General features: G+C 61.1%; 17 protein-coding genes. 4 read left to right on the forward strand and 13 right to left on the reverse strand.

Annotated elements, in window-relative coordinates; genetic code table 11:
- Positions 1-9 precede the first annotated feature (9 nt).
- The 3 genes from SB753_RS24270 to SB753_RS24280 all read right to left on the reverse strand — a co-directional run bounded on the left by SB753_RS24270 (position 10) and on the right by SB753_RS24280 (position 3,550).
- Positions 10-795, reverse strand: coding sequence for a 2-keto-4-pentenoate hydratase (locus SB753_RS24270; protein ID WP_410802231.1), 786 nt, complete (start codon positions 793-795; stop codon positions 10-12).
- 3 nt (positions 796-798) lie between these two features.
- Positions 799-2,085: an MFS transporter gene (locus SB753_RS24275; RefSeq protein ID WP_408200166.1), complete on the reverse strand. Its 1,287-nt coding sequence runs from the start codon at positions 2,083-2,085 to the stop codon at positions 799-801.
- Positions 2,086-2,329: 244 nt separating this feature from the next.
- Positions 2,330-3,550: a pyridoxal-phosphate-dependent aminotransferase family protein gene (locus SB753_RS24280; protein WP_020068615.1), complete on the reverse strand. Its 1,221-nt coding sequence runs from the start codon at positions 3,548-3,550 to the stop codon at positions 2,330-2,332.
- Positions 3,551-3,710: 160 nt separating this feature from the next.
- Between SB753_RS24280 and SB753_RS24285 the strand changes: the two genes are divergently transcribed.
- Positions 3,711-4,436 (forward strand): GntR family transcriptional regulator, encoded by a 726-nt coding sequence (locus SB753_RS24285; RefSeq protein WP_087753665.1) that lies wholly within the window; start codon positions 3,711-3,713, stop codon positions 4,434-4,436.
- A 27-nt stretch (positions 4,437-4,463) separates the two neighbouring features.
- Here the strand turns inward: SB753_RS24285 and SB753_RS24290 are convergent, their stop codons facing one another.
- The 5 genes from SB753_RS24290 to SB753_RS24310 all read right to left on the reverse strand — a co-directional run bounded on the left by SB753_RS24290 (position 4,464) and on the right by SB753_RS24310 (position 10,027).
- Positions 4,464-4,616, reverse strand: a complete 153-nt coding sequence (locus SB753_RS24290) for a hypothetical protein (RefSeq protein ID WP_410802233.1) — start codon at positions 4,614-4,616, stop codon at positions 4,464-4,466.
- 807 nt (positions 4,617-5,423) lie between these two features.
- A complete protein-coding gene (locus tag SB753_RS24295; protein WP_020068618.1) occupies positions 5,424-6,755 on the reverse strand; it encodes an MFS transporter in 1,332 nt (443 codons plus the stop codon).
- Between the two features lie 59 nt (positions 6,756-6,814).
- Positions 6,815-7,756 carry a hydroxymethylglutaryl-CoA lyase gene (locus SB753_RS24300; protein WP_410802235.1) on the reverse strand — a complete coding sequence of 314 codons (942 nt, stop codon included), beginning with the start codon at positions 7,754-7,756 and terminating at the stop codon, positions 6,815-6,817.
- Between the two features lie 20 nt (positions 7,757-7,776).
- The gene (locus SB753_RS24305) at positions 7,777-8,970 is read right to left on the reverse strand and encodes a CaiB/BaiF CoA transferase family protein (protein ID WP_410802237.1); all 1,194 of its coding nucleotides are present in this window, start codon (positions 8,968-8,970) and stop codon (positions 7,777-7,779) included.
- Positions 8,971-9,088: 118 nt separating this feature from the next.
- The gene (locus SB753_RS24310; protein ID WP_088175438.1) at positions 9,089-10,027 is read right to left on the reverse strand and encodes a LysR family transcriptional regulator; all 939 of its coding nucleotides are present in this window, start codon (positions 10,025-10,027) and stop codon (positions 9,089-9,091) included.
- Positions 10,028-10,374: 347 nt separating this feature from the next.
- On the opposite strand from SB753_RS24310, the gene SB753_RS24315 reads away from it, so the two are divergent.
- Together SB753_RS24315 and SB753_RS24320 are read left to right on the forward strand one after the other, a co-directional pair.
- Complete coding sequence (locus tag SB753_RS24315; RefSeq protein ID WP_410802239.1) at positions 10,375-11,337, forward strand: GlxA family transcriptional regulator; 963 nt, start codon at positions 10,375-10,377, stop codon at positions 11,335-11,337.
- A gap of 85 nt (positions 11,338-11,422) precedes the next feature.
- Positions 11,423-12,181 carry an SDR family oxidoreductase gene (locus SB753_RS24320; protein WP_087751908.1) on the forward strand — a complete coding sequence of 253 codons (759 nt, stop codon included), beginning with the start codon at positions 11,423-11,425 and terminating at the stop codon, positions 12,179-12,181.
- Between the two features lie 662 nt (positions 12,182-12,843).
- On the opposite strand, the gene SB753_RS24325 is transcribed toward SB753_RS24320, so the two are convergent.
- From SB753_RS24325 to SB753_RS24345, 5 genes are all read right to left on the reverse strand, one after another.
- Positions 12,844-13,209, reverse strand: coding sequence for a response regulator (locus SB753_RS24325; protein ID WP_020068625.1), 366 nt, complete (start codon positions 13,207-13,209; stop codon positions 12,844-12,846).
- A 28-nt stretch (positions 13,210-13,237) separates the two neighbouring features.
- Complete coding sequence (locus tag SB753_RS24330; protein WP_410802241.1) at positions 13,238-13,777, reverse strand: hypothetical protein; 540 nt, start codon at positions 13,775-13,777, stop codon at positions 13,238-13,240.
- Positions 13,774-14,508 (reverse strand): methyl-accepting chemotaxis protein, encoded by a 735-nt coding sequence (locus SB753_RS24335; RefSeq protein WP_410802243.1) that lies wholly within the window; start codon positions 14,506-14,508, stop codon positions 13,774-13,776. Before SB753_RS24335 ends, SB753_RS24330 begins: the two co-directional genes overlap by 4 nt.
- Positions 14,509-14,551: 43 nt before the next feature.
- Complete coding sequence (locus tag SB753_RS24340) at positions 14,552-16,942, reverse strand: HAMP domain-containing protein (RefSeq protein ID WP_410802245.1); 2,391 nt, start codon at positions 16,940-16,942, stop codon at positions 14,552-14,554.
- A 619-nt stretch (positions 16,943-17,561) separates the two neighbouring features.
- Positions 17,562-18,779: a diguanylate cyclase domain-containing protein gene (locus SB753_RS24345; protein WP_392394965.1), complete on the reverse strand. Its 1,218-nt coding sequence runs from the start codon at positions 18,777-18,779 to the stop codon at positions 17,562-17,564.
- 583 nt (positions 18,780-19,362) lie between these two features.
- On the opposite strand from SB753_RS24345, the gene SB753_RS24350 reads away from it, so the two are divergent.
- Positions 19,363-19,749: a nuclear transport factor 2 family protein gene (locus SB753_RS24350; RefSeq protein WP_088175446.1), complete on the forward strand. Its 387-nt coding sequence runs from the start codon at positions 19,363-19,365 to the stop codon at positions 19,747-19,749.
- The last annotated feature ends 9 nt before the right edge of the window (positions 19,750-19,758 follow it).

Consider the following 19,758-nt stretch of genomic DNA (forward strand, 5'->3'; position numbering starts at 1 on the left):
CCCGAACGGTCAATACAACGTGACGCTTACCGATGGCAGGCCTTCTATGCGTCCGTGTGCCGTGCCCGCGCTTCGCGGGAAGAACATGCCGGTGTACGAACCGGTTGTCACGACCATTTCCGGCGTCACGGTGACGCCACGCGACGTCGCGTGATTGACGAGCCACGTGAGCAACCGGCGGGGATCGCCGGCGGGATTGGCGGGCGTCAATTCCACGACATCGCGTCCGTTGAAATCGAAACGCAGCGCGGGCGAGACAAACGGGAAGCTCTCGTCGTACGGCATGAATTCGCCGACGACGAGCGCGCCGTGGTTCTGCAAGTCCGCGAGTTGCGCGAGCTTGTCGACGTCCGGCCACGCGGCGAACCGGCTCGCGACGATTTCGATCGTCGCGCCGAATGAACCGATTGCGGCATGCACGTCGGCCTCGCTATAAGGCGTTGTGCTGGGCTCGAAACTGCGACCGAAACGAAACGCGATCTCCAGTTCCAGGCCCAATGGCGCGAAGGCCCCGCGCGACACAGTGGCGCCGTCGGGATACCGGTCGACGTCCGGCAACGGCGCGCCCTGGATCGGCCCGCTGTCTGACTTGGCGCCGATCTTCCAGCCGCCGATGCGCGCGCCGGCAATGGCCAAGATCTCATGCTGGACCGCATACGCCGCATTGGCGTCGGTCGGCGCGAGATTGGGCGGAAGGTTGTCGAGCGTCGCATGATCGCGGCGCGCATCGGCGAGCAAGCGGCTCAGAGGCAACGTGGTCAGCTTCAGGGCGCCGGCGCGAGAGGACTTAAGCATCGCTTACACGCCCATGCGGGGCGAGACCTGCCCCTTGTCCGCGGGATCGCCTGCAAACTTGCTCTCCGGCTGCATGCGGAACGCGAGCACGACACCAATCGCCATCAACAGCATGCTGCCGACGAACGGCAACTCCCAGCTGCCGAAGTAGTCGATCAGGAAGCCGCCCATCACGGGCGAGATGATCGCCGCGAGCGCCGAACCTGTGTTCATCATGCCGCTCGCCGTGCCCGAGGCTTCCGGCGCGATGTCCATGGGAATGGCCCACATCGGTCCAATCGTCATTTCGGCGAAGAAGAAGCCCGAAGCGAGGCACGCCATCGACAGATACACGTTGTGCGTGAACATAATCGGGATCAGCGACAGCAGGCAGAACATCATGCACACCGACACCATCCAGCTGCGTGCGCGCTTCAGGCTCCCGGTTCGCGTATAGATGAAGTCGGTCACGACGCCGCCAAGCGTATCGCCCACCACGCCGGCGAGGAACACGACCGATGCGAAGATCGCCGACTTCTTCAGTTCCAGGTGATAGCTGTGCAGGAAGTATTGCGGAATCCAGCTCAGGAACAGCCACAGTGTCCAGCCATAGCAGAAGTACACGATCGTAACGGGCGCCATGCGGCGAAACAGCTTGCCCCAAGGCACGCCCGCCGACTTTGCTTTGGGCGCGGGCAATACTTCGAGCTCTTCAGTCGTGATACGCGGGTGGTCTTTCGGATGCTCGGTGAACGTCAATGCCCACACGACAACCCACAACAGGCTGAAGGCGCCGCAGATATAGAACGATTCGCGCCATCCCCAATTTGCCATGACGAGCACGATGAGACCAGGCGCGACCGCATTGCCGATGCGCGACGCGGCGTGCGTGATGCCCTGAGCGAAACCGCGTTTCTCTTTGGCGACCCAGCGCGCCATTGCGGATGTCGCGGCGGGAAAGGTCGCGCCTTCACCGAAACCGAGCAGCACGCGCGCGGCCAGCAGCGAGATCAGCCCGCCGGCGAAACCGGTCAGCAACGTGGCGACGCCCCAGATCGCGCCGCACGCGAGCAGCGTGCGTCTGGCGCCAAAACGATCGCTCACCCAGCCGCCGATAATCTGAAACAGCAGATACGGATACGCGAAGGCGGAGAACACCAACCCGACTTCCGTATGCGAAAGATGGAATTCCTTGCCGAACCCCGCGGCCGCTGTACTGACGTTGACGCGGTCCAGGTAGGTGATGAAGTACATGATGCAGAGCATCACTAGAACGATACTGGTCGCACTGGTCAAACGAAACCGCTTCATCGTCTCTCTCCATTTGCATGTGTCGACGGCGCGCCTCATATGACACGCCCGGTCGTCGCCCGGCGGTAGGCGCCGCCGGAACATCGCATTGTTCAGGGCCGCGTTCTGCGCGCGGCTTCGTGATGGAACTGACTTCGTTGATGCCTGCTTTCGTTGCGGTCTGCTTTTTTCGATGCGTTGCTGCGGCTTGTTGAGCGGGTCCGGGGTTGCGACGTGGCCAGCACAGCTTGTTCTGCCGCTTCGTTCAGGCTGCCGCCTTCAAACCGGACGCTTGCGTCGGCTCGCTCAACCACTCCATAGCGGCAGGCAAGCCGCTTCCCTTGAGCGGAACGCCCGCGAGCCGCAAGCCCATTTCGCAACCCGCGAGCGTCGCGAGCAGCATCAGGTCGTTGCAATCGCCCAGATGACCGATGCGGAACATGCGCCCTTTCATCTTGCCGAGACCCGTGCCAAGCGACATGTCGAAGCGTTCGTAGATCAGCTTGCGAACCGCGTCGGCATCGACGCCGTCGGGCATCATCACGCCCGTCAGCACGGGGCTATATACAGCCGGATCGGCGCACTGGATTTCCAGGCCCCAGGCGCGCACCGCGCGGCGAGTCGCCTCGGCAAGACGCTCGTGACGCGCGAACACGTTGTCGAGCCCTTCGCCGAGAATCATTTCGAGCGCTTCATGAAGCCCGTACAGCAGGTTCGTGTTCGGCGTGTAGGGCCAGTAGCCCGTCTTGTTCATCTCGACGATTTCACTCCAGTCCCAGAAGCTGCGGGGCAACTTTGCATGCTTGCTCGCGGCCACGGCTTTCGGCGAAATCGCGTTGAAGCTGATGCCCGGCGGCAGCATCAGGCCCTTCTGCGAGCCTGAAACGGTGACGTCGACGCCCCACTCGTCGTGGCGATAATCGGCGCAGGCAAGTCCCGAGATCGTGTCGACGAGCAATAGCGCGGGATGACCTGCGGCGTCGATTGCGCGCCGCACGGCGGCGATATCTGAAGTCACGCCCGTGGACGTTTCGTTGTGCACGACGCACACCGCCTTGATGGAGTGCTGCGTGTCTTCGCGCAGACGCGCTTCGATCATTTGCGGTTGAACGCCGCGGCGCCAGCCCTCGATGCCGGGCAAGCCAAGAAACTCAGGCTTGAGCCCCAGGCTTTCGGCCATCTTTTTCCAGAGCGTTGCGAAGTGCCCGGTCTCGAACATCAGCACATGATCGCCGGGGCTCAACGTGTTCGAGAGCGCCGCTTCCCATGCGCCGGTGCCGGACGCCGGATAGATCACCACGGGATGCTGTGTCTTGAAGATCTTCTTGATCCCGTCGAGCACTTTCAGACCCAGTTCGCCGAACTCAGGGCCGCGGTGGTCGATGGTCGGGTAGCTCATCGCCCGGAGGATGCGATCGGGCACGGGGCTCGGCCCCGGAATCTGCAGAAAGTGACGGCCGGCGGGATGAAAATCTAACTTCAACATTGCGCTCCTCCGATTGAATTTTGCATGCAAAAAACTATATCAGACGAGTTCGGACAGGCGAAAGACCAAAATCGCCTTTGCGCACAGGTGTTTACCCCCGCTGTTCCGCTGTGCGCGGCGATCCGATAAAATCGAATCCAATGTGGATAAGGAAGTTTGTATGCAAAATTCGGAATTTGAGGCAAGCCTGCCCACGGCGGCCGTGTTGCCGAAAGTGGAGCGTCAGCGCTTGCATGACACGGTGGTGGAGCACATTCGCCGGTTCATCGTCGAGGGCGTACTTGAGCCGGGCAAGAAGCTAAACGAGCGCGAGCTGTGCGAAACGCTTGGCATTTCCCGCACGCCGTTGCGTGAGGCGCTCAAGGTGTTGGCCGCTGAGGGGTTGATCGAGATTTCGCCGAACCGGGGCGCGTCGGTGTGGAAGATGTCGGAGGCCGAGTTGCGCGAGACGTTCGAGTTGATGAGCGGTCTCGAGGCTTTTTCGGGCGAACTGGCAGCCGAGCGGATGACGGCGGCGGAGCTGGCCGACATCAAGGCGTTGCATTACGCAATGCTCGCTTGTCGCGCGCAAAACGACCTGGCTGGGTACTACAGCCGGAATCAGGCGATCCACGACAAGATCAATGAGGCCGCGCGGAACTCAGCGCTTCGGCAGACTTATATCTCGGTGAATCGGCGCTTGCAGGCGCTGCGTTTCCGGTCCAATTTTCAGATCCCGAAGTGGGACAGCGCCATTCATGACCACGACGAAATGTTGAAGGCACTCGAGGCGCGGGACGGTAAGAGGCTTAGTCAGATTCTTCGGCAACATCTGCTTGATAAGCGCGATGCGGTCTTGCAGGTGCAGTCGAGGGAAGAGGCGGCGGGGTCGGGGTTGAAGGCTTGAGGGGTGTGTCTTGCGTGCCGACGCGGGTTATGCGCCGGCGCGCAAGCGCAGACTGCGGACCGTCAGCATCGGCTCACGGGTTTCGATGCGCTGCCGGCTGCGGTAATCGACGCCGACGATTTCGGGAAGCGCGGCCCCGCTGAACGTGAGGGTGCGCGTTTGCGTCGTCCACCGGGTCATGCGTGCCTCGCTTCAGCGGGTCGGGGAACCGTGGGAAGCGGCTCGTCCGCCCATTGCGTCCACGCATCGCCAGTCGCGTCCGGCGTACGCGGCTGGATAAGCCACGACATTGTCAGCCCCCTCCAAAAGTTATGTTTCATATGCCGCTGGCTGTCCAGACATTTTGGAATCCTACTAAATGTCTCGATGAGCCCCCCCTTTTCCAGTGAGGGCTCGCCTTTGCATTATCAAATCGATCCCGACCGGCGTACAGATGGAAACTGTCGCAGTTTTGTAAAACAAAATCGGGATAGCTCTTACGCATAACCAGCTAACGGATTGACTGACGCTGGACAGAACCAGATCGTCCGCAAGATAGGAAAGGCACGAAAAAAAGCCCGCACGAGGCGGGCAGCAGTAACTATCGGGGGAATCGAGGAACGTCACATAGCGCTCATCATCGCGCCGCTGCTGCCAGTGGGTCGCACCATGGGACGCAACCGACCAGCGATCCAACGGGTGAGCAGGTTCGACGCTAAGTGGGACGACAAGCTTCAGCGAACTGCGGGTGCGACCTACCACCAGTTCAACCGATCAGAGTCCGTGGCAACTTCAGTCAACGGCGTCGGGTCTGCACGTGGAACGACGACGGAAACGTCTTACGCTCAATCGTACTGTGCCAGCCAAAGCGAAAACTTATCCCCAGTTTTTGTTCAAAACCCTGTGGACAACCTCAGCAAACCCACACCAAGTACTTGATGGCACACTGCAATCCCGCGCCGTCTCCGCAACAGTCAGCGGGAGACGGCATCGCTGGGAAACAGCCCGTCACCGTACTCCATCCTTGCGCCGCAGCGACTCCGGCAACCCGCGCAGCACGATCAACGCACAAATCACACTCATCGTACCGATCACATACAACGCGGGCGTCGTGCTGCCGGTCAGATCCCGCACGCGTCCAACCATGATCGGACTCACGATCCCCCCGAGCTGACCCAGCGTATTGATCAACGCGATGCCGCCAGCCGCGCCCGCCCCAGTCACCAGTTTAGGCGGCAGTGCCCAGAACGCCGGGATAGACGCCACCACGCCTGCGCCCATCACGGCCAACGCGACGATCAGGAAGCCCGTCTGCTTGTCGAAGAAACCCGCGGCAAAGAAGCCGATTGCCGACATCACGAGCAGCCCGAAAACGAACTTGCGCCGCTCACCGGTTGCGTCGGACAGGCGCCCCACCACCACCATGCAGATCGCGCCGCATACATATGGCACCGCCGTGAGCAAACCGATCAGCGTCGGATTGTGCGTGCCGGCCACACGGATCAGATGCGGCGTCCAGAAATTCAATCCATACGACGCAACCTGAATCAGAAAGTACACGAGCCCCAGCGTGAGAAAGCCTGGCGTCCTGATCGCCCCGAGCAGCGAATGCCCGGTGTCGGGATGACGACTTTGCTGCGCGATCTGCTCAGATAGATACGACTTCTCGGCGGGAGACAACCAGTTCGCGTCCTCAATGCGGTCCTTCAATAGCTTCAGCACGAGATAGCCGAGCAGCACGCACGGTAGGCCACCGAGCAGGAACAGCCAGTGCCATCCGGGCATACCGAGCACGCCGTTCATATGCCCGATAACCAGGCCGGCAAGCGGCGCACCGACCAGCCCCGAAAATGCCGACGCGAGAAACAGCATCGACGTAATACGCCCGCGATAGCTCGGCGGAAACCACAGCGTGAGGTAATACAGCACGCCGGGAGCGAAGCCCGCTTCCATTGCGCCGATCAGAAAACGCAGTCCGTAAAACTGCCATTCGGTATTGACGAAAACCATCGCCGCCGTGGCGAGTCCCCACGAAATCATGATCCGTGCAATCCAGCGCCGCGCCCCGACCTTATACAGGAACAGATTGCTTGGCACTTCGAACAATACGTAGCCGATCACGAACAGGCTCGCGCCAAGACCATACGCGGTGTCGGATAACCCGAGATCGCTTTGCAACTGAAACTTGGCGAAGCTGATATTAATGCGGTCGAAGAACGCAAACAGATAGCAGATCATGATGAGCGGCATCAGCCGCCATGCCACTTTGCGGATAATGGCCGCCGCGCCGTCTGCGCTTTGCTCGCGGCCGCCGGTTGCGATTGCGCCCAGGTCACTCATGTTCGTCTCCAATGCCGGATTCGGCGCTGCCGTCCGGTCGTTTAGTGGATCAAGGAAAGTTAGATTTGCAGCACGTAGTCCGGCACGGGATGCAGGTCGCTGTTGCGTCCGGCCTTCGCCACCTGCCCGGGCACGTCATGCCCGAGCAGATCTGGCAGTGCCCGCGACAACGCGAGCAGCTTCTCCAGATCGATGCCGGTCGGAATGCCGATCTCGTCGCACAGATTCACGAGGTCTTCCGTACAGATGTTGCCGGATGCACCCGGCGCGAACGGACAACCGCCAAGGCCGCCCAACGCGGCGTCGAAACGGCGTGCGCCGGCTTCATACGCAGCCAGCACGTTGGCAAGCCCAAGTCCGCGCGTATTGTGAAAGTGGAGCGTGAGCGCGGAAGGCGTCACGCGTTCAAGCACCCGCGTTACGAGCCGCGTCACCTGGCGCGGATTCGCCATACCGGTCGTATCCGCGAGTGTGATGCCCTGTATGCCCATCTCGCGATACGTATCGACAATGCCGACCACGCGGTCCTCGTCGATCGTGCCTACGAATGGACAGCCGAACGCAGTCGCCACGGAGGCGTTGAGCAATACGCCCGAATCTTTCACATGACGCACGATGTCGCCAAACGCCGTCAACGACGACTCGCAACTCATGCGCATATTCGCGCGGTTGTGCGTCTGACTTGCCGACATCACGAGGTTCAGTTCATCCGCCTTCGCAGCCAGCGCGCGCTCGGCGCCCTTGAGGTTGGGCACCAACGCGACATAGATCACGCCCGCATGGCGCTCGATCTGCTGAAACACCGCCTCGCCATCACGCAACGCCGGAATCGCTTTCGGCGATACGAACGAACCGGCCTCGATCCGCGTGAAGCCCGCCGTCGAAAGCGCGTTGATCAACGCGATCTTGTCGGCGGTATCGACCCAAGTGGGTTCGATCTGCAAGCCGTCGCGCGGCGCGACTTCCTGGACAATCAGCTTGTCGGCAGTTTTGGTGTCCATGACACCGTTCGATGCTCGGCTCATTGCACGGCTCCTTCGCGGCGAAGCCGCTCGATTTCTTCGGTTGCAAATCCGAGTTCGCTCAGCACGCTGCCGGTATGTTCGCCAAGCGTGGGACCTTGCCAGCGCACTTCCCCCGGCGTGTCCGACAGCTTCGGCACGATGCCCGGCATCTTCACCGATGCACCGCCAGGCAGTTGCGCCTGCAACAACATGTCACGCGCCTGGTAGTGCGGATCGGACACGATGTCCGCGACTGAATAGATGCGTCCCACAGGCACTTCGGCGAGTTCCAGCGCGGCCAGCACGTCGTTGGTGGAATGGTGCGAGGTCCATGCGGCGATGGCCTCGTCCAGCATCGCGCAATGCCTGGCGCGGCCGTCGTTGTGAGCTAATGCCGGATCGTCGGCGAGATCTGCGCGGCCGATCGCCTGCATCAGCCTCCGGAAAATCGGGTCGCTGTTGCCTGCAATCACCACGTACCCGTCGTCTTCCGTGGGATACGTGTTGGACGGCGCAATGCCGGGCAAGGCGCCGCCGCTCCGCTCGCGAACGTGCCCGAGCAGGTCGTACTCGGGCACGAGGCTTTCCATCAGATTGAAAACGCTTTCGACGAGCGACACATCGACCACCTGGCCTTCGCCCTGTCCCGTCTTCACGCGAAGCAAGGACATCAACGCGCCGATCACGCCGTGCAGCGACGCGAGCGAATCGCCGAGACTCACGCCAACGCGCGCCGGCGCGCCATCCACTTCGCCCGTCGTGTAGCGGATACCGCCCATCGCCTCGCCGATTGCACCGAAGCCCGGCCTGTCGCGGTACGGACCCGACTGTCCATAGCCGGAGATACGGACCATCGTCAGTTTGGGGTTGATCGCGTGCAGCACGTCCCAGCCGATGCCGAGCCTTTCGAGCGCGCCCGGACGCAGATTTTCGATGATGACATCGGCCTCGGCCGCGAGCCGCTTCACGATCTCGACACCATCGGCCGATTTGAGATTCACGCAAACCGACTTTTTGTTGCGCGACTGCAGATACCACCAGAGCGAGGTGCCCTCGTGCAGCTTGCGCCATTTGCGAAGCGGATCGCCCGTTTCAGGCGCTTCGATCTTGACCACGTCGGCGCCGAACTCGGCCATGAGGCGCGCGGCGAACGGCGCGGCAATGAGAGTTCCGATCTCGACGACGCGGATACCCTGAAGGGGTCCACTCATGTGCTGTCTCCATAGCAGTTTTCTGTTGAGAGACAGCTTGCAGGCATGCCGCGGCGGCGTCCAACCGCAATTCGCCAACGACCGTTCGCGAACGGCGAACGCTCCCGCGAGGCGCGGATTAAGCCGCCGCGGTTCGCGCGTTGTCCTTTGCTTCCACCGAACGCAAATGCTCGAACAGCAGACGGCTCACCGGCGACAATGCATCGACGTCGCGCACGACCAGCACGAGGCTGCGTTCCGACCACTCGTCTTCGAGTGGCGCGCCGACCAGTCCAAGCGGGCGGCCCATGAGTTCATAAACCTTTTGCGGCAACACGCCGACGCCCATGCCTGCCTGTACCATCCGGCAAACCGCGTCGAAACCCGGCACATGGATTCGCAACCGCAATGGCTTGCCCGCCTGGCGCGCGGCCATATGCGTGCGCGCGTTGATGGAACTCGCGGCGTGCAAGCCGACGTGATCTCCGTCGAGCGTTTCGGCGAACGCGACGCTTTCGCGCGTAGCCAACGGATGATCGTCGCGCATCACAAGCACGAGCGAATCATGACGATAGTGCTCGACGTGCAAGTCGCGCGTGTCAGCGTCGCCGGAACATATGCCGAGATCGGCCAGGCTGTCATCCACCGCTTCGACCACGCCACCGCTCGGCCGCTCTTCCAGATCGAGCTTCACACGCTCGTGCTCCAGCTGGAACGCGCGTAAATCTTCGGGCAAGAATTCGACGATCGCCGACAGATTCGCCATCATTCGCACGTAACCACGCACGCCGCTCGCGTGTCCCGCGAGTTCAATGCCGATGTTTTCGATGTCGCGCATCACGCGCCGTGCGTGATGCAGCAGCGTTTCGCCGGCCGGCGTGAGCGTCATACCGCGCGCGTTGCGCTGGAACAGCGTGGCGCCGACCGCCTGCTCCAATTCGAGCAGGCGCTTGCTCGCTGCCGAAACGGCAATCGCCTCGCGCTCTGCGGCGCGCGTGAGCGTGCCTTCCTCGTAGACGGCAAGGAACAGTTGAAGGGTCGTAAGGTCGAGCTTACGAAGAAGGTTCTTGATCACCATGGCGCGGCGCCGGCAGTTCGGTCAGTGCTAATCATCCCACATGCGGCCGCGCAGCCCGAGCCCTGAATTATCGTGGTGAGATCGCCCAGCGGCAACGCGGACATTCATGGCCATGAGTCGAGTCTGTGATTGTGCGAATCAACAGAGCCGCTTGCCGTGCAGCGCTAAAGCGCGTTTGGTATGCTGGATCGCCGGTCATTCCGCGGGGCCTCATGGTCGTTCCCTCGGCCTCAGTATTCACCAACGCGCTTGTTGCGATAAGCGCCGCGACCGGTCGAACGCGGCCAACCGCAGGGCGGCGGCTGCCAAAGCTCTCGCAGTTCGCCCATCGTCAAAGGAATCATTCGATGCCCACCGTCGCGATAGCGATTTTCCCCGGCGTGCAGGCGCTCGACGTCGCCGGGCCTGTCGATGTGTTCTCAGAAGCGAACCGCTTCGTCACGCCCGAAGATCGCTACGAGGTCACACTGCTGAGCGCGAAGCAAGCGCCGCTGCGCGCGTCGAACGGCATGACGTTAATCGCCGACGCCACGTTCGAGCACGCTCGCGAGCCGTTCGATCTCGCGTTGGTCGCGGGCGGCCCTGCACTGCCCGAAGGTGAGCCGCCCGCTGCACCGTTGCTCGACTGGTTGACCGACGTCGCGCCTCGATGCGCGCGTTACGGTTCCATTTGCACCGGCGCTTTCGCGCTTGGACATTCGGGCCTGCTCGATGCACGCAACGTCACGACACATTGGCAACACGCGGCCCAACTCGCCGCCCAGTTTCCGAAAGCGCGCGTCGATTACGACCGCATTTATTTGCGCGATGGCCAACTCGTGACGTCAGCGGGCGTGACTGCGGGCATCGATCTGTCGCTCGCACTCGTCGCCGAAGACCATGGTTCGCACATTGCGCTCGCAGTGGCGAAGCGGCTTGTCGTATTCGCGCAGCGGCAAGGCGGTCAGTCGCAATTCAGCCCATACCTCACGGCACCCGCCGACGAAACATCGCCGGTCGCAAAAATCCAGGCGCATGTCATGGAGCGCATCCACGAAAGCTTTACGGTCAAAGAACTCGCCGACGTCGCCGGAATGAGCGCCCGTAATTTCGCGCGCGTGTTCGTGCAGGAAACGGGCGTGACGCCGCATGAGTTTGTCGAGCGCGCGCGTGTGGATGCAGCGCGCAAGCTGCTGGAAAGCAGCGGCGCTGCGCTCAAGACGATCGCCTACGATTGCGGTTTCGGCACGGCCGAGCGCATGCGGATCGTCTTCATGAAAAGAATCGGCGCAACGCCGATGCAATATCGTGAGCGCTTTCGGGCCACCTGATCACGGTCGATGAGCGGCGCCGCTGCGCGCGCAAAACATGCGTGAGAAGATAACGCTCTGCTCAAGCCAACGCTCAAGGAACGACATGACCCCCTCTTCTCCGATTCGCGCGATCGTCACCGGACACACGCGCGGCCTTGGTGCGGCGCTCGCTGAACAACTGCTTGCACGCGATATCGCGGTGCTCGGTCTATCGCGTTCGCGTCATGCATCGCTCAAAGAGCGCTTTCCTACGCTTCTAGAAGAAACCGAACTCGCACTCGCCGATACAGCACGCGTTGCTGAATGGCTGACGACCGATGCTTTGCGCGCATTCGTCAGCGGCGCAGAGACTGTCCTGCTGATCAACAACGCGGGCATGGTGCAGCCAATCGGTCCGATCGAGGGGCAGGACGTGGTGGACATTGCGACTGCCGTCAGCCTCAACGTGGCAACGCCGCTAATGCTCGCGAGCGCACTCGCCGCCGCGAGTCCGCACGCGAGCGATCGGCGCATCGTGCATATTTCGAGCGGCGCGGCGCGCAACGCTTACGCCGGCTGGAGCATCTACTGCGCGACGAAGGCGGCGCTCGATCACCATGCGCGCGCTGTCTCGCTCGACGCGAACCGCGCGCTGCGCATCTGCAGTCTTGCACCAGGCGTGATCGATACGAACATGCAGGCGGAGATTCGCGGAACCGGCGTCGAACAGTTCCCCATGCGTGAGAAGTTCGAGGACCTCAAGCGCACCGGTCAGCTTTCCACGCCCGAGCAATGCGCGGCTCAGTTGCTCGACTACGCACTTAGCGATGCATTCGGTGAAACGCCGGTGGCCGACATTCGCGAAATCGCGAAGTCGGCTTGACGTGTAGCGAGCATCGTCGCTCCCGAAAAACCTCACCTTTGCGTGCATGTGGCGATGATTCCCGTGGCTTGGCGACGGGTCATCGCGCGAATCACGCTCTTTATTCGGGGATTTTTGCCCGTTGCTTCGCTGCTTGCCGATGATTCGGAGGCGAAGCTCGCGCTCCCGAAAAACCTCACCTTCAGTACGAAGCGATCAACACTTCGCAGGTGTCGGCGTTTTCCGAACTCCCGAAAACCCTCACCTTTCGCAGTAAGGGACAGGCTGCAAAGCCATACTGGGCGGGGCACCGGCTGCCAGAAACAGACGATTCCCGAAAACTCTCACCTTTCGGATGCACGAACGATCTGGATACCCAGGTAAGACGGCGCGGTACCCGATTCGATAGAGAAGGACTCGTCGGCAGCGAATCGTGCGACTAGATGAACGGTGAGGCGGTTTGAGTTTGGCCGCTCACGGTCGATGCAACGTCCTGACTACTCCTGAATTCCCTCACCTTTGCGCGGACGACACGTGGCGAAGAGTCTGCTTGCACTACCGCGTCGGCTGGACGTCTAGCGAATTTTTGCGGTTTTTGCAGCAAGAAGCGGAGCTAGCCGAGCATTTCGAGCAGCCGCCGACTCGCTCCCGAAAAGCCTCACCTTTGCCGTCGAGCTCGTGCATCAACTCGCAAGCTTGCGGAACGTCTCGAGAACCGCGTCGCCTTTGAACGGCTTCACAATCCAGCCTTTGACACCCGCCGCCTTGCCGCGCTCTTTCATCGCCGGGCTGCTTTCCGTTGTCAGCATGATGACGTTGACCGTCTTGTTCGCGAGTTCGCCGCGAATCTTCTCGACCATAGTGAGACCGTCCATGTTCGGCATGTTGACGTCGCTGATCACGAGCTTGATGCCTGGACTAGCCTTCAGTTTCGCGAGGCCGTCTTTGCCGTCCACCGCGGTGTCCACATCGAGACCATTCTTCTTCAGAAAGCCGGCCACTTCGTCGCGCACCGTGCCTGAGTCGTCCACTACCAGAATTTTCGACATATCTTTCCCTTCATCAATCCGTCAGAGATCAAAACAGCTCCAGCTCACCGCTGGTTTCTTCAATGGCGCTCGTGTCCGCAACAAAGTCGAGAGGCGCATAAGCGCAAACGCATAGCGTCGCCCCAAGCCGCGCGGTGCCGCCGAGCATCACCGAATACGAAGACAGCAGCGCCGGCTTCAACTCATGCAGATGCGGCAGGCAATGCGCGCTCAGCACGTACGGTGTCGACATGCCGAGGTCCGGGAAGTAGCGCAGCAGTTCCTGATTGATCGCGCCGCAACACAGATTGCAGATTTCCAGAAACGCGTCCTGAAACGGCCGCTCGTCGGCTTCCTTCAGGTAATACTCGCGCGTGCTGTCGTTTTCGTCGAAATGAAGAATCAGCAGCAGTCTGAATACGATCGACGAAATGGTCAGTACGACGACCTGTGTGCCATGTGCCGCGCCCGTGTCGGCTTGCGCGATCGGCACGATCTCGCACTGGTCGTCCGGACTCAGAGGCAAGCGCGCCTGCGCAGCCTTGCGAAATATGCGCTCGAAGCTGTCCTTGGCGTGGGCCGTAATCACGCGGACACCTCGTCCAGCTTCGAATGAAACTGACTGGCCATCGACTCCACACTGGCAAGCGACGCCGCAATCATCTTGCCGCCGGCCTGAATGTCCTGAAACGTGGAAGTCGTGGTCAAGTCGTTGCGATGCAGGCTGTCGCGATAGCTCTTCGACAATTCCTCGGAACGCGCGGCGAGCGAGCGCACTTCGCTCGCCACCACCGCAAAGCCGCGGCCGGCGGGACCCGCGCGTGCCGCTTCGATCGACGCGTTCAGCGACACGATCACCACATGCCGCACGATGGATGAGAGCTCCCGATTCTTCGCGTGCATGTCGTGGTTCTGCGTCATCAGCGAGATCATTTGCTCGTGCCAACGCTCGAACGCAGCGCCCAGGCTCTTCAGGCGCGCGGCTTCGCTGGCAAGTTGCCGCGCCTGCTGCGCCAACTGTTCCCTGTCTTCGGTAATGCTTTTGAGCGTCGCGCGCAATTCGTCGACGCTTGCCGATCGTTCCATCAATTCGGCGCGCAATTGGGCGGTCTGCGTTTGCAGCTCATGCTCGGCCCGCTCGCGCTCGTGTGCCGCGGCGTCGAGCGCGACGTGCCCGGCCCTGAGCGAATTAATCTGGGCTTGCGCGTCCGCACGCAGCCTTGCGGTCAGCCGCGTAACGTACAGCCGATGCGCGGCCACCCCGAGCAACGCGGTCGCGGCGCTGCCCGCCAGCGCCGCCAATAGATACTGTTGAATCACAACCATTCCTTGAAGGACGCCGCGGCGTGCGGCGCAAAAATGCTCAGCGCGTCACTGCGTCGACGCGAACTTCGCCGTCTTCGTTGCGCGACTCGGTGCCGAGCGTGTCGACGGCGGCGCTGTCCGGCAGACACACGATCGTTTGGAATTGGCGAAACGCCGCGCCTTTGTGATCGTCGGTGAAGCGCAGTTCGATACTGCCGTTCTCGCGCTTCAGGAAATCGCGCACGGCATCCATGCCGACGCCGCGGCCCGACACTGCGGTGACGGTGTCCGCGGTCGAAAAGCCCGGACGGAAAATCAGCTCGGCGATGGCTTCGTCGCCCGGCGTTTCGTCGGGACCGATCCAGCCGCGCTCCATCGCAATGCCGCGAATGCGTTCCAGCGCGAGGCCGCGACCGTCGTCGCTGAGCGTGATCTGCAATGCACCGCCATCCACGCCCACCTCGATCGAGATCGCGCCAGCCGGCGTCTTGCCTTTTGCGGCGCGGGCTTCGGCGGACTCAATGCCGTGATCCATCGAGTTGCGCAGCAAGTGCATGAAGACGTTGTTCAGCGTGCCGGCCGACTTGCCACGCAGCCGGTAGCCGTTGTCGGCGATATGCACGGACGGCGCAGGCTTGCCCAATTCGCCTGCGAGCGACGGCAGCGAGCCCAACACGCCCGACAGCGCATCGCGGACGCTTTCGCTGCCGAGCGCGAGCAAATTGCGGCGCAGTGTCTTTTGCATCGCATGGAGTTCGTGCAGTTCGCTTGCATCCGTCTCGTCGAGCAGACTCACGATGCGCTGCATCTCTTCCTTGTCGACCATCACATAGCGGCCCGCGTTGCCTGCGTCGTTTCGCTGCGCCTTGCCCTTTCGGCCAAGGCTTTGCTCGTTGATAGTCGCGTAACTTTCGATAGCCTCGCGCACACGCGTCAACTCCCGCATCAGATGCTCCTGATCCCACGGGCGATCCGCGTCGGGTTGGCGCAACTCGTGATAGCTCTGCTCCGTTTCGTGAACGACATCGGTCAGATGCTGCAGGTTGTACGTGCGCGCATTGCCCTTGATGGTGTGCATATTGCGGAACAGCTCTGCAATCGCGGCGTGGTCGGCCTCCGAATGCTTGCGGATAATGCGCTCGTTCTCGCTAATAAATCCGGCCGAACTCTCGATGAAGTGATGGAACTTCTCTTCGCTGACCGCCAGAATTTCGCCGATCATGTCGAGACGCCGGCGCTGCTCGCTGGCTTCCGCAGCGAGCTTGCGCAATTCGGTCACGTCTCGCACGCAAAGCATCAAGCGGACGATGGTGTCGTCTTCGTCGGTAATTGCGGACCAGCTCAGGTCGAGTATTTTCACGCGGCCATCGGGCATGCGCTTCGAAATCTCGCCGACCAGCAAATGCTGATTGAACGCGAAGTTGATGCAGTCTTCGCCAAGGCACGCATGCGCGGCGGCGTCGACTTGCGACAACGCGTCGGCGCCCAGATCGGTATCTGCGAACACGAGGTCCATGAGTCCGCGCCCGGCAATGTCCTTCGTCTCGAAGATGTCTTCCAGATACGCCGAGTACTCCGCATGGATCACGGCGCCGTCGATCACCGTCAGAATGCCCTGTTGCATGTTCTGCAACATCGCCTGGATGTCGGCGGTTTTCTGTTTGAGTTGCGCCGAGCTTTCCTGGATCTTCTCGATCATGCCGTTGAAGGCGACGATCGAATGGCCGATCTCATCGAGCCGCCCCACCGGCACCCGGCGCGTAAAGTCCTGGCTGGACGCGATCTCGCTCATCATGGCCTGCATGCGGCTGAGCGGCCGCGTGATCTGACGGTAGAGCAAAGCGCCGATCGAAGTCAGCAGAATAATCGCGATGCCGGTCACGAAAGCAATGGCCGTCGTCGTGGTCGCCAGTGTCGCGTTCAGCGTCGTGATCGCTTCGTCTTTCTCGCGGTTCTTCTCCACGCGCAGCGTTTCGACAATACCCTCGAGTTCGTCCCGATACTGTGCGACGTTCGCAAACAGATACGCCTGCGCGAGCTCATCCTTGCCGTCGGCTTTCATTTTCGCCGTCTCGGCAATCGCGGAGAAGTAGTTGTCGAGACTGTCGTTGGCCTGCGAAACGAGACCCTTTTGCGCGTGGCTCGCGGCGTCTTTCGCCTGCAAGGCGAGCGCCTGTTGGAGCGCGATTCTTTTCTTCTTCAGTTCGTCCTGCGCCTGCGCGACAACGGCGCCGTCGGGCGCGTAGACAAGCGTCATGGTCGCGAGCTGAACGTCCTTGACCTGAGATACGAGGTCGGCGGAAGCCAGCGCGCTTGGCACTACGCCTTCGTTGACCTTGCGCACTTCGGCTGCGCTGCCGCGCGTTTGATAGACGGCGTAACCGCCGATCGCCGACAACGCGACGAACATTAAAACAACCAATAGCGTAATGCGATGACGGATAGTCATGTGAACCCCGGGTTCTGGCCTTCGCGTCTGCCCTCGTTTGGAGCAGCGCGTTTTTTATGCGACATGAGATCTTGCTTGCAGCGCTGCCGAGTATTGCCGACCCGTGTTACTAAGCGATGACTACAGACTTAACTTCGCATTCGGAGCCGCAATTTTTATTTCTCAAGTTTTCGGCGGCTATGCCGTTGGGGGGCGTCCGTTGCGTTCGCATGTCGACGTTTATCAAACCGAAGGCGGAAGGCGGGATCGAGTCTGGGGAGCTCCCGAATATCCTCACCACATCGTTAAAGGTGCGAACAGCGGCGTGGCTACCTCACCTCTCGGATATAGGCGAGTGCAACAGTCAGGCACCTCCTGGAATCGCTCACCTTTGCGGCAACCTCCTGGAACTCCTCACCTTTGCGCGTGGCGCCAGGTGACAACGCCGCGTGGAGCACTCAACGGTGCGGCGTAAATCCTGGGATGACTCACCATTGCGGACATGGCATCGTCTCCTGGAACGTCTCACCTTTGTGTGCAGAAGGTCAAAGGTGATGCCGTCTCCTGGAATTCCTCACCATCCTGGAATTGCTCACCTTTGACGACGGTATGCCAACACAGGCTGCCGCCTTGCGACGCGTTATCTCGTCAGCTTGACGACATTCGAAAGCCCCGGTCCCGGCGACGAACCGAAGCTGTAAGTGGAGCGGCCGCTGCGCTTGGCCACATACATGGCGGCGTCCGCGACATCGAGCAGTCCTGCAATGGTCTGAACCCGGTCGGGAAAGGTGGCGATGCCGATGCTCACGCCAATCGCAAAACGACCGCCATACTCTTTGTCACCGACAGCGCGAACACTTGAAAGCAGGCGGTCGGCGAGTTCCCTTAACTTCGCGTCGTCACCGCAATCCGTCGCAAGTAGAACGAACTCGTCGCCACCAACACGAGCGAGCATGTCGTTCTGTCGCGTCGCCGCGCGCAGCGATTCGGCGAGCCGACGCAGCAGTACGTCCCCGGCGCTGTGGCCCATCGCGTCATTCACATTCTTGAAGCCGTCTATATCGAGGTACAGCAGCGCGACGCGCTTAGCGGCGGCCGCATCGTTCGAAAGTGCGTCGATGGTGGAAAGCAGCCGGCGCCGGTTCGGCAGTCCCGTCAAAGTGTCCTGCGCCGCTTGCTGGTTGAGTGCGTTGGAATACGCATGCACCCTCGCGAACGCACGACGCTGAATATAGACCGTATAAACCATCAGGCAGCACACCAGCACAGCGATAGCAACGAGCGCAGCGCTTCCGAACATGAGGCGCTGGTGAGCGTCTTCTGTCGCCACCCTTCGTCTTTCACGCCAGTCGTTCAGCAACAGACTAAGGTCCTGGCGCAGACCGTCCATGTAAAGCTTGCCTTCGTTCGTCTGCACGAGTGCGACGGCAGCGATGCGATTGCCGCTGCGAGCCAGCTCGATGGTGCGCGCAAGTTCCGTCACCTTGTCGGTCTTCGCGTGCTCGACACGGCGCACGAGTTCGAGAGATCTCTCGTCGCTGCCCGCCACCTGCTGCAAGCGCAGCACGGTGTCGTCGAGATCACGAATGCCCTCGCGGTAAGGTACGAGGTAACTCTCGTCGCCTGTCAGCAGATAGCCGCGCTGACCGGTCTCCGCGTTCTCCAGATCGTGCAGCACGCGGTTGGCTGCGCCGAGCACGGCAAACGCTTCTTCGTCGCGCAAACCGTCGGCAACGATGATCCTCGCTTCATACACGAAGAGGCCGGCGGCGACCAGCAAGCCAATGGCCATGCTGACGTACAGCACGATGAAACGGTTACGATCGGCTTTCGCGGAGCGAAACAGACGCGCGGTCACAAGAGCTCCAGGGCGGTGAGGGTGATGGGAAGGTTGCAATCATACTGGAGAGCCGTGGCGGCTTCCCGTCAGGGTGGGCAAGTGGACCGCCAGGGCCGCTTGTCGTTCGACGTTCGCCGTTGGTCAAACAGACGGACTGCCCGCTATCCGCACGGCCTTGTGCTCATCACGGCAGTTTGCGGTTTGCCGGCAAACGCGGCGACGTGATCGCTGGGGAACGGCGAAAATTTCCACTGAAGAATTATTCCTGCACTACCTGCGTGACGCTCAAATAATGCTTGGAAGTGCACGTCATACAGCTTTGCCGAGGCGTGCGTGTGTGGTGCATTTAATCAAAAGAAGGCTTACCAAGGCCTTGCGAATAAGGCTTCACTTCGCTGACAACTTTGCCTATTTTTCATAGAGCCACAAGCGAATCCGCAACCAGTTGCGGCGCATTCCAAACAGACTTTTCATAAACTCCGCACGCCTGATCCGAAACCGCTAGTGCACAGCCTTGGCCGACGCCGGCGGTTGAGCGCGGGCGCAGAACGCCCTGAACAACGGCCCCGTCCGCTCATATGATCTTTTGAAGGAGACAGCAATGAGCACGAATCTCTCAGTCGTCAAAGGTGCATACGAGGCGTTTCAGCGGGGCGACATTCCCGCGATACTCGAGGTCATCGCGGACGACGTTGAATGGCGTGTCGTTGGACCCGCGTCGCTGCCGTTTCCAAGAGAATGCCGCAACAAGAACGAGGTCTCCGCGTTCTTCAAGTCGCTCGCGGAAAGCGACGACATCGCAGTATTCGAACCGCGCGAATATATCGACGCGGGGGACGATATCGTCACATTAGGCTTTGTGAAAGGTACGATCCGATCGACGGGCGAAGCCGTTGAAAGCGAGTGGATTCACGTCATGACACTCAAAAACGGCTTGCTGACGCGTTTTGTCGAGTTCTTCGATACGGCAACGAGAGGCGGCCACTAGCCTCACATC

Source organism: Paraburkholderia sp. SIMBA_053, from assembly GCF_046534895.1.
Taxonomy (GTDB): Bacteria; Pseudomonadota; Gammaproteobacteria; order Burkholderiales; family Burkholderiaceae; genus Paraburkholderia; species Paraburkholderia caledonica.

Excerpts from the sequence above, each read along its gene's own strand:
- SB753_RS24270 (WP_410802231.1), bottom strand. The coding sequence starts at position 795 with ATGCTTAAGTCCTCTCGCGCCGGCGCCCTGAAGCTGACCACGTTGCCT.
- SB753_RS24275 (WP_408200166.1), bottom strand. The coding sequence starts at position 2,085 with ATGAAGCGGTTTCGTTTGACCAGTGCGACCAGTATCGTTCTAGTGATG.
- SB753_RS24280 (WP_020068615.1), bottom strand. The coding sequence starts at position 3,550 with ATGTTGAAGTTAGATTTTCATCCCGCCGGCCGTCACTTTCTGCAGATT.
- SB753_RS24285 (WP_087753665.1), top strand. The coding sequence starts at position 3,711 with ATGCAAAATTCGGAATTTGAGGCAAGCCTGCCCACGGCGGCCGTGTTG.
- SB753_RS24290 (WP_410802233.1), bottom strand. The coding sequence starts at position 4,616 with ATGACCCGGTGGACGACGCAAACGCGCACCCTCACGTTCAGCGGGGCC.
- SB753_RS24295 (WP_020068618.1), bottom strand. The coding sequence starts at position 6,755 with ATGAGTGACCTGGGCGCAATCGCAACCGGCGGCCGCGAGCAAAGCGCA.
- SB753_RS24300 (WP_410802235.1), bottom strand. The coding sequence starts at position 7,756 with ATGGACACCAAAACTGCCGACAAGCTGATTGTCCAGGAAGTCGCGCCG.
- SB753_RS24305 (WP_410802237.1), bottom strand. The coding sequence starts at position 8,970 with ATGAGTGGACCCCTTCAGGGTATCCGCGTCGTCGAGATCGGAACTCTC.
- SB753_RS24310 (WP_088175438.1), bottom strand. The coding sequence starts at position 10,027 with ATGGTGATCAAGAACCTTCTTCGTAAGCTCGACCTTACGACCCTTCAA.
- SB753_RS24315 (WP_410802239.1), top strand. The coding sequence starts at position 10,375 with ATGCCCACCGTCGCGATAGCGATTTTCCCCGGCGTGCAGGCGCTCGAC.
- SB753_RS24320 (WP_087751908.1), top strand. The coding sequence starts at position 11,423 with ATGACCCCCTCTTCTCCGATTCGCGCGATCGTCACCGGACACACGCGC.
- SB753_RS24325 (WP_020068625.1), bottom strand. The coding sequence starts at position 13,209 with ATGTCGAAAATTCTGGTAGTGGACGACTCAGGCACGGTGCGCGACGAA.
- SB753_RS24340 (WP_410802245.1), bottom strand. The coding sequence starts at position 16,942 with ATGACTATCCGTCATCGCATTACGCTATTGGTTGTTTTAATGTTCGTC.
- SB753_RS24350 (WP_088175446.1), top strand. The coding sequence starts at position 19,363 with ATGAGCACGAATCTCTCAGTCGTCAAAGGTGCATACGAGGCGTTTCAG.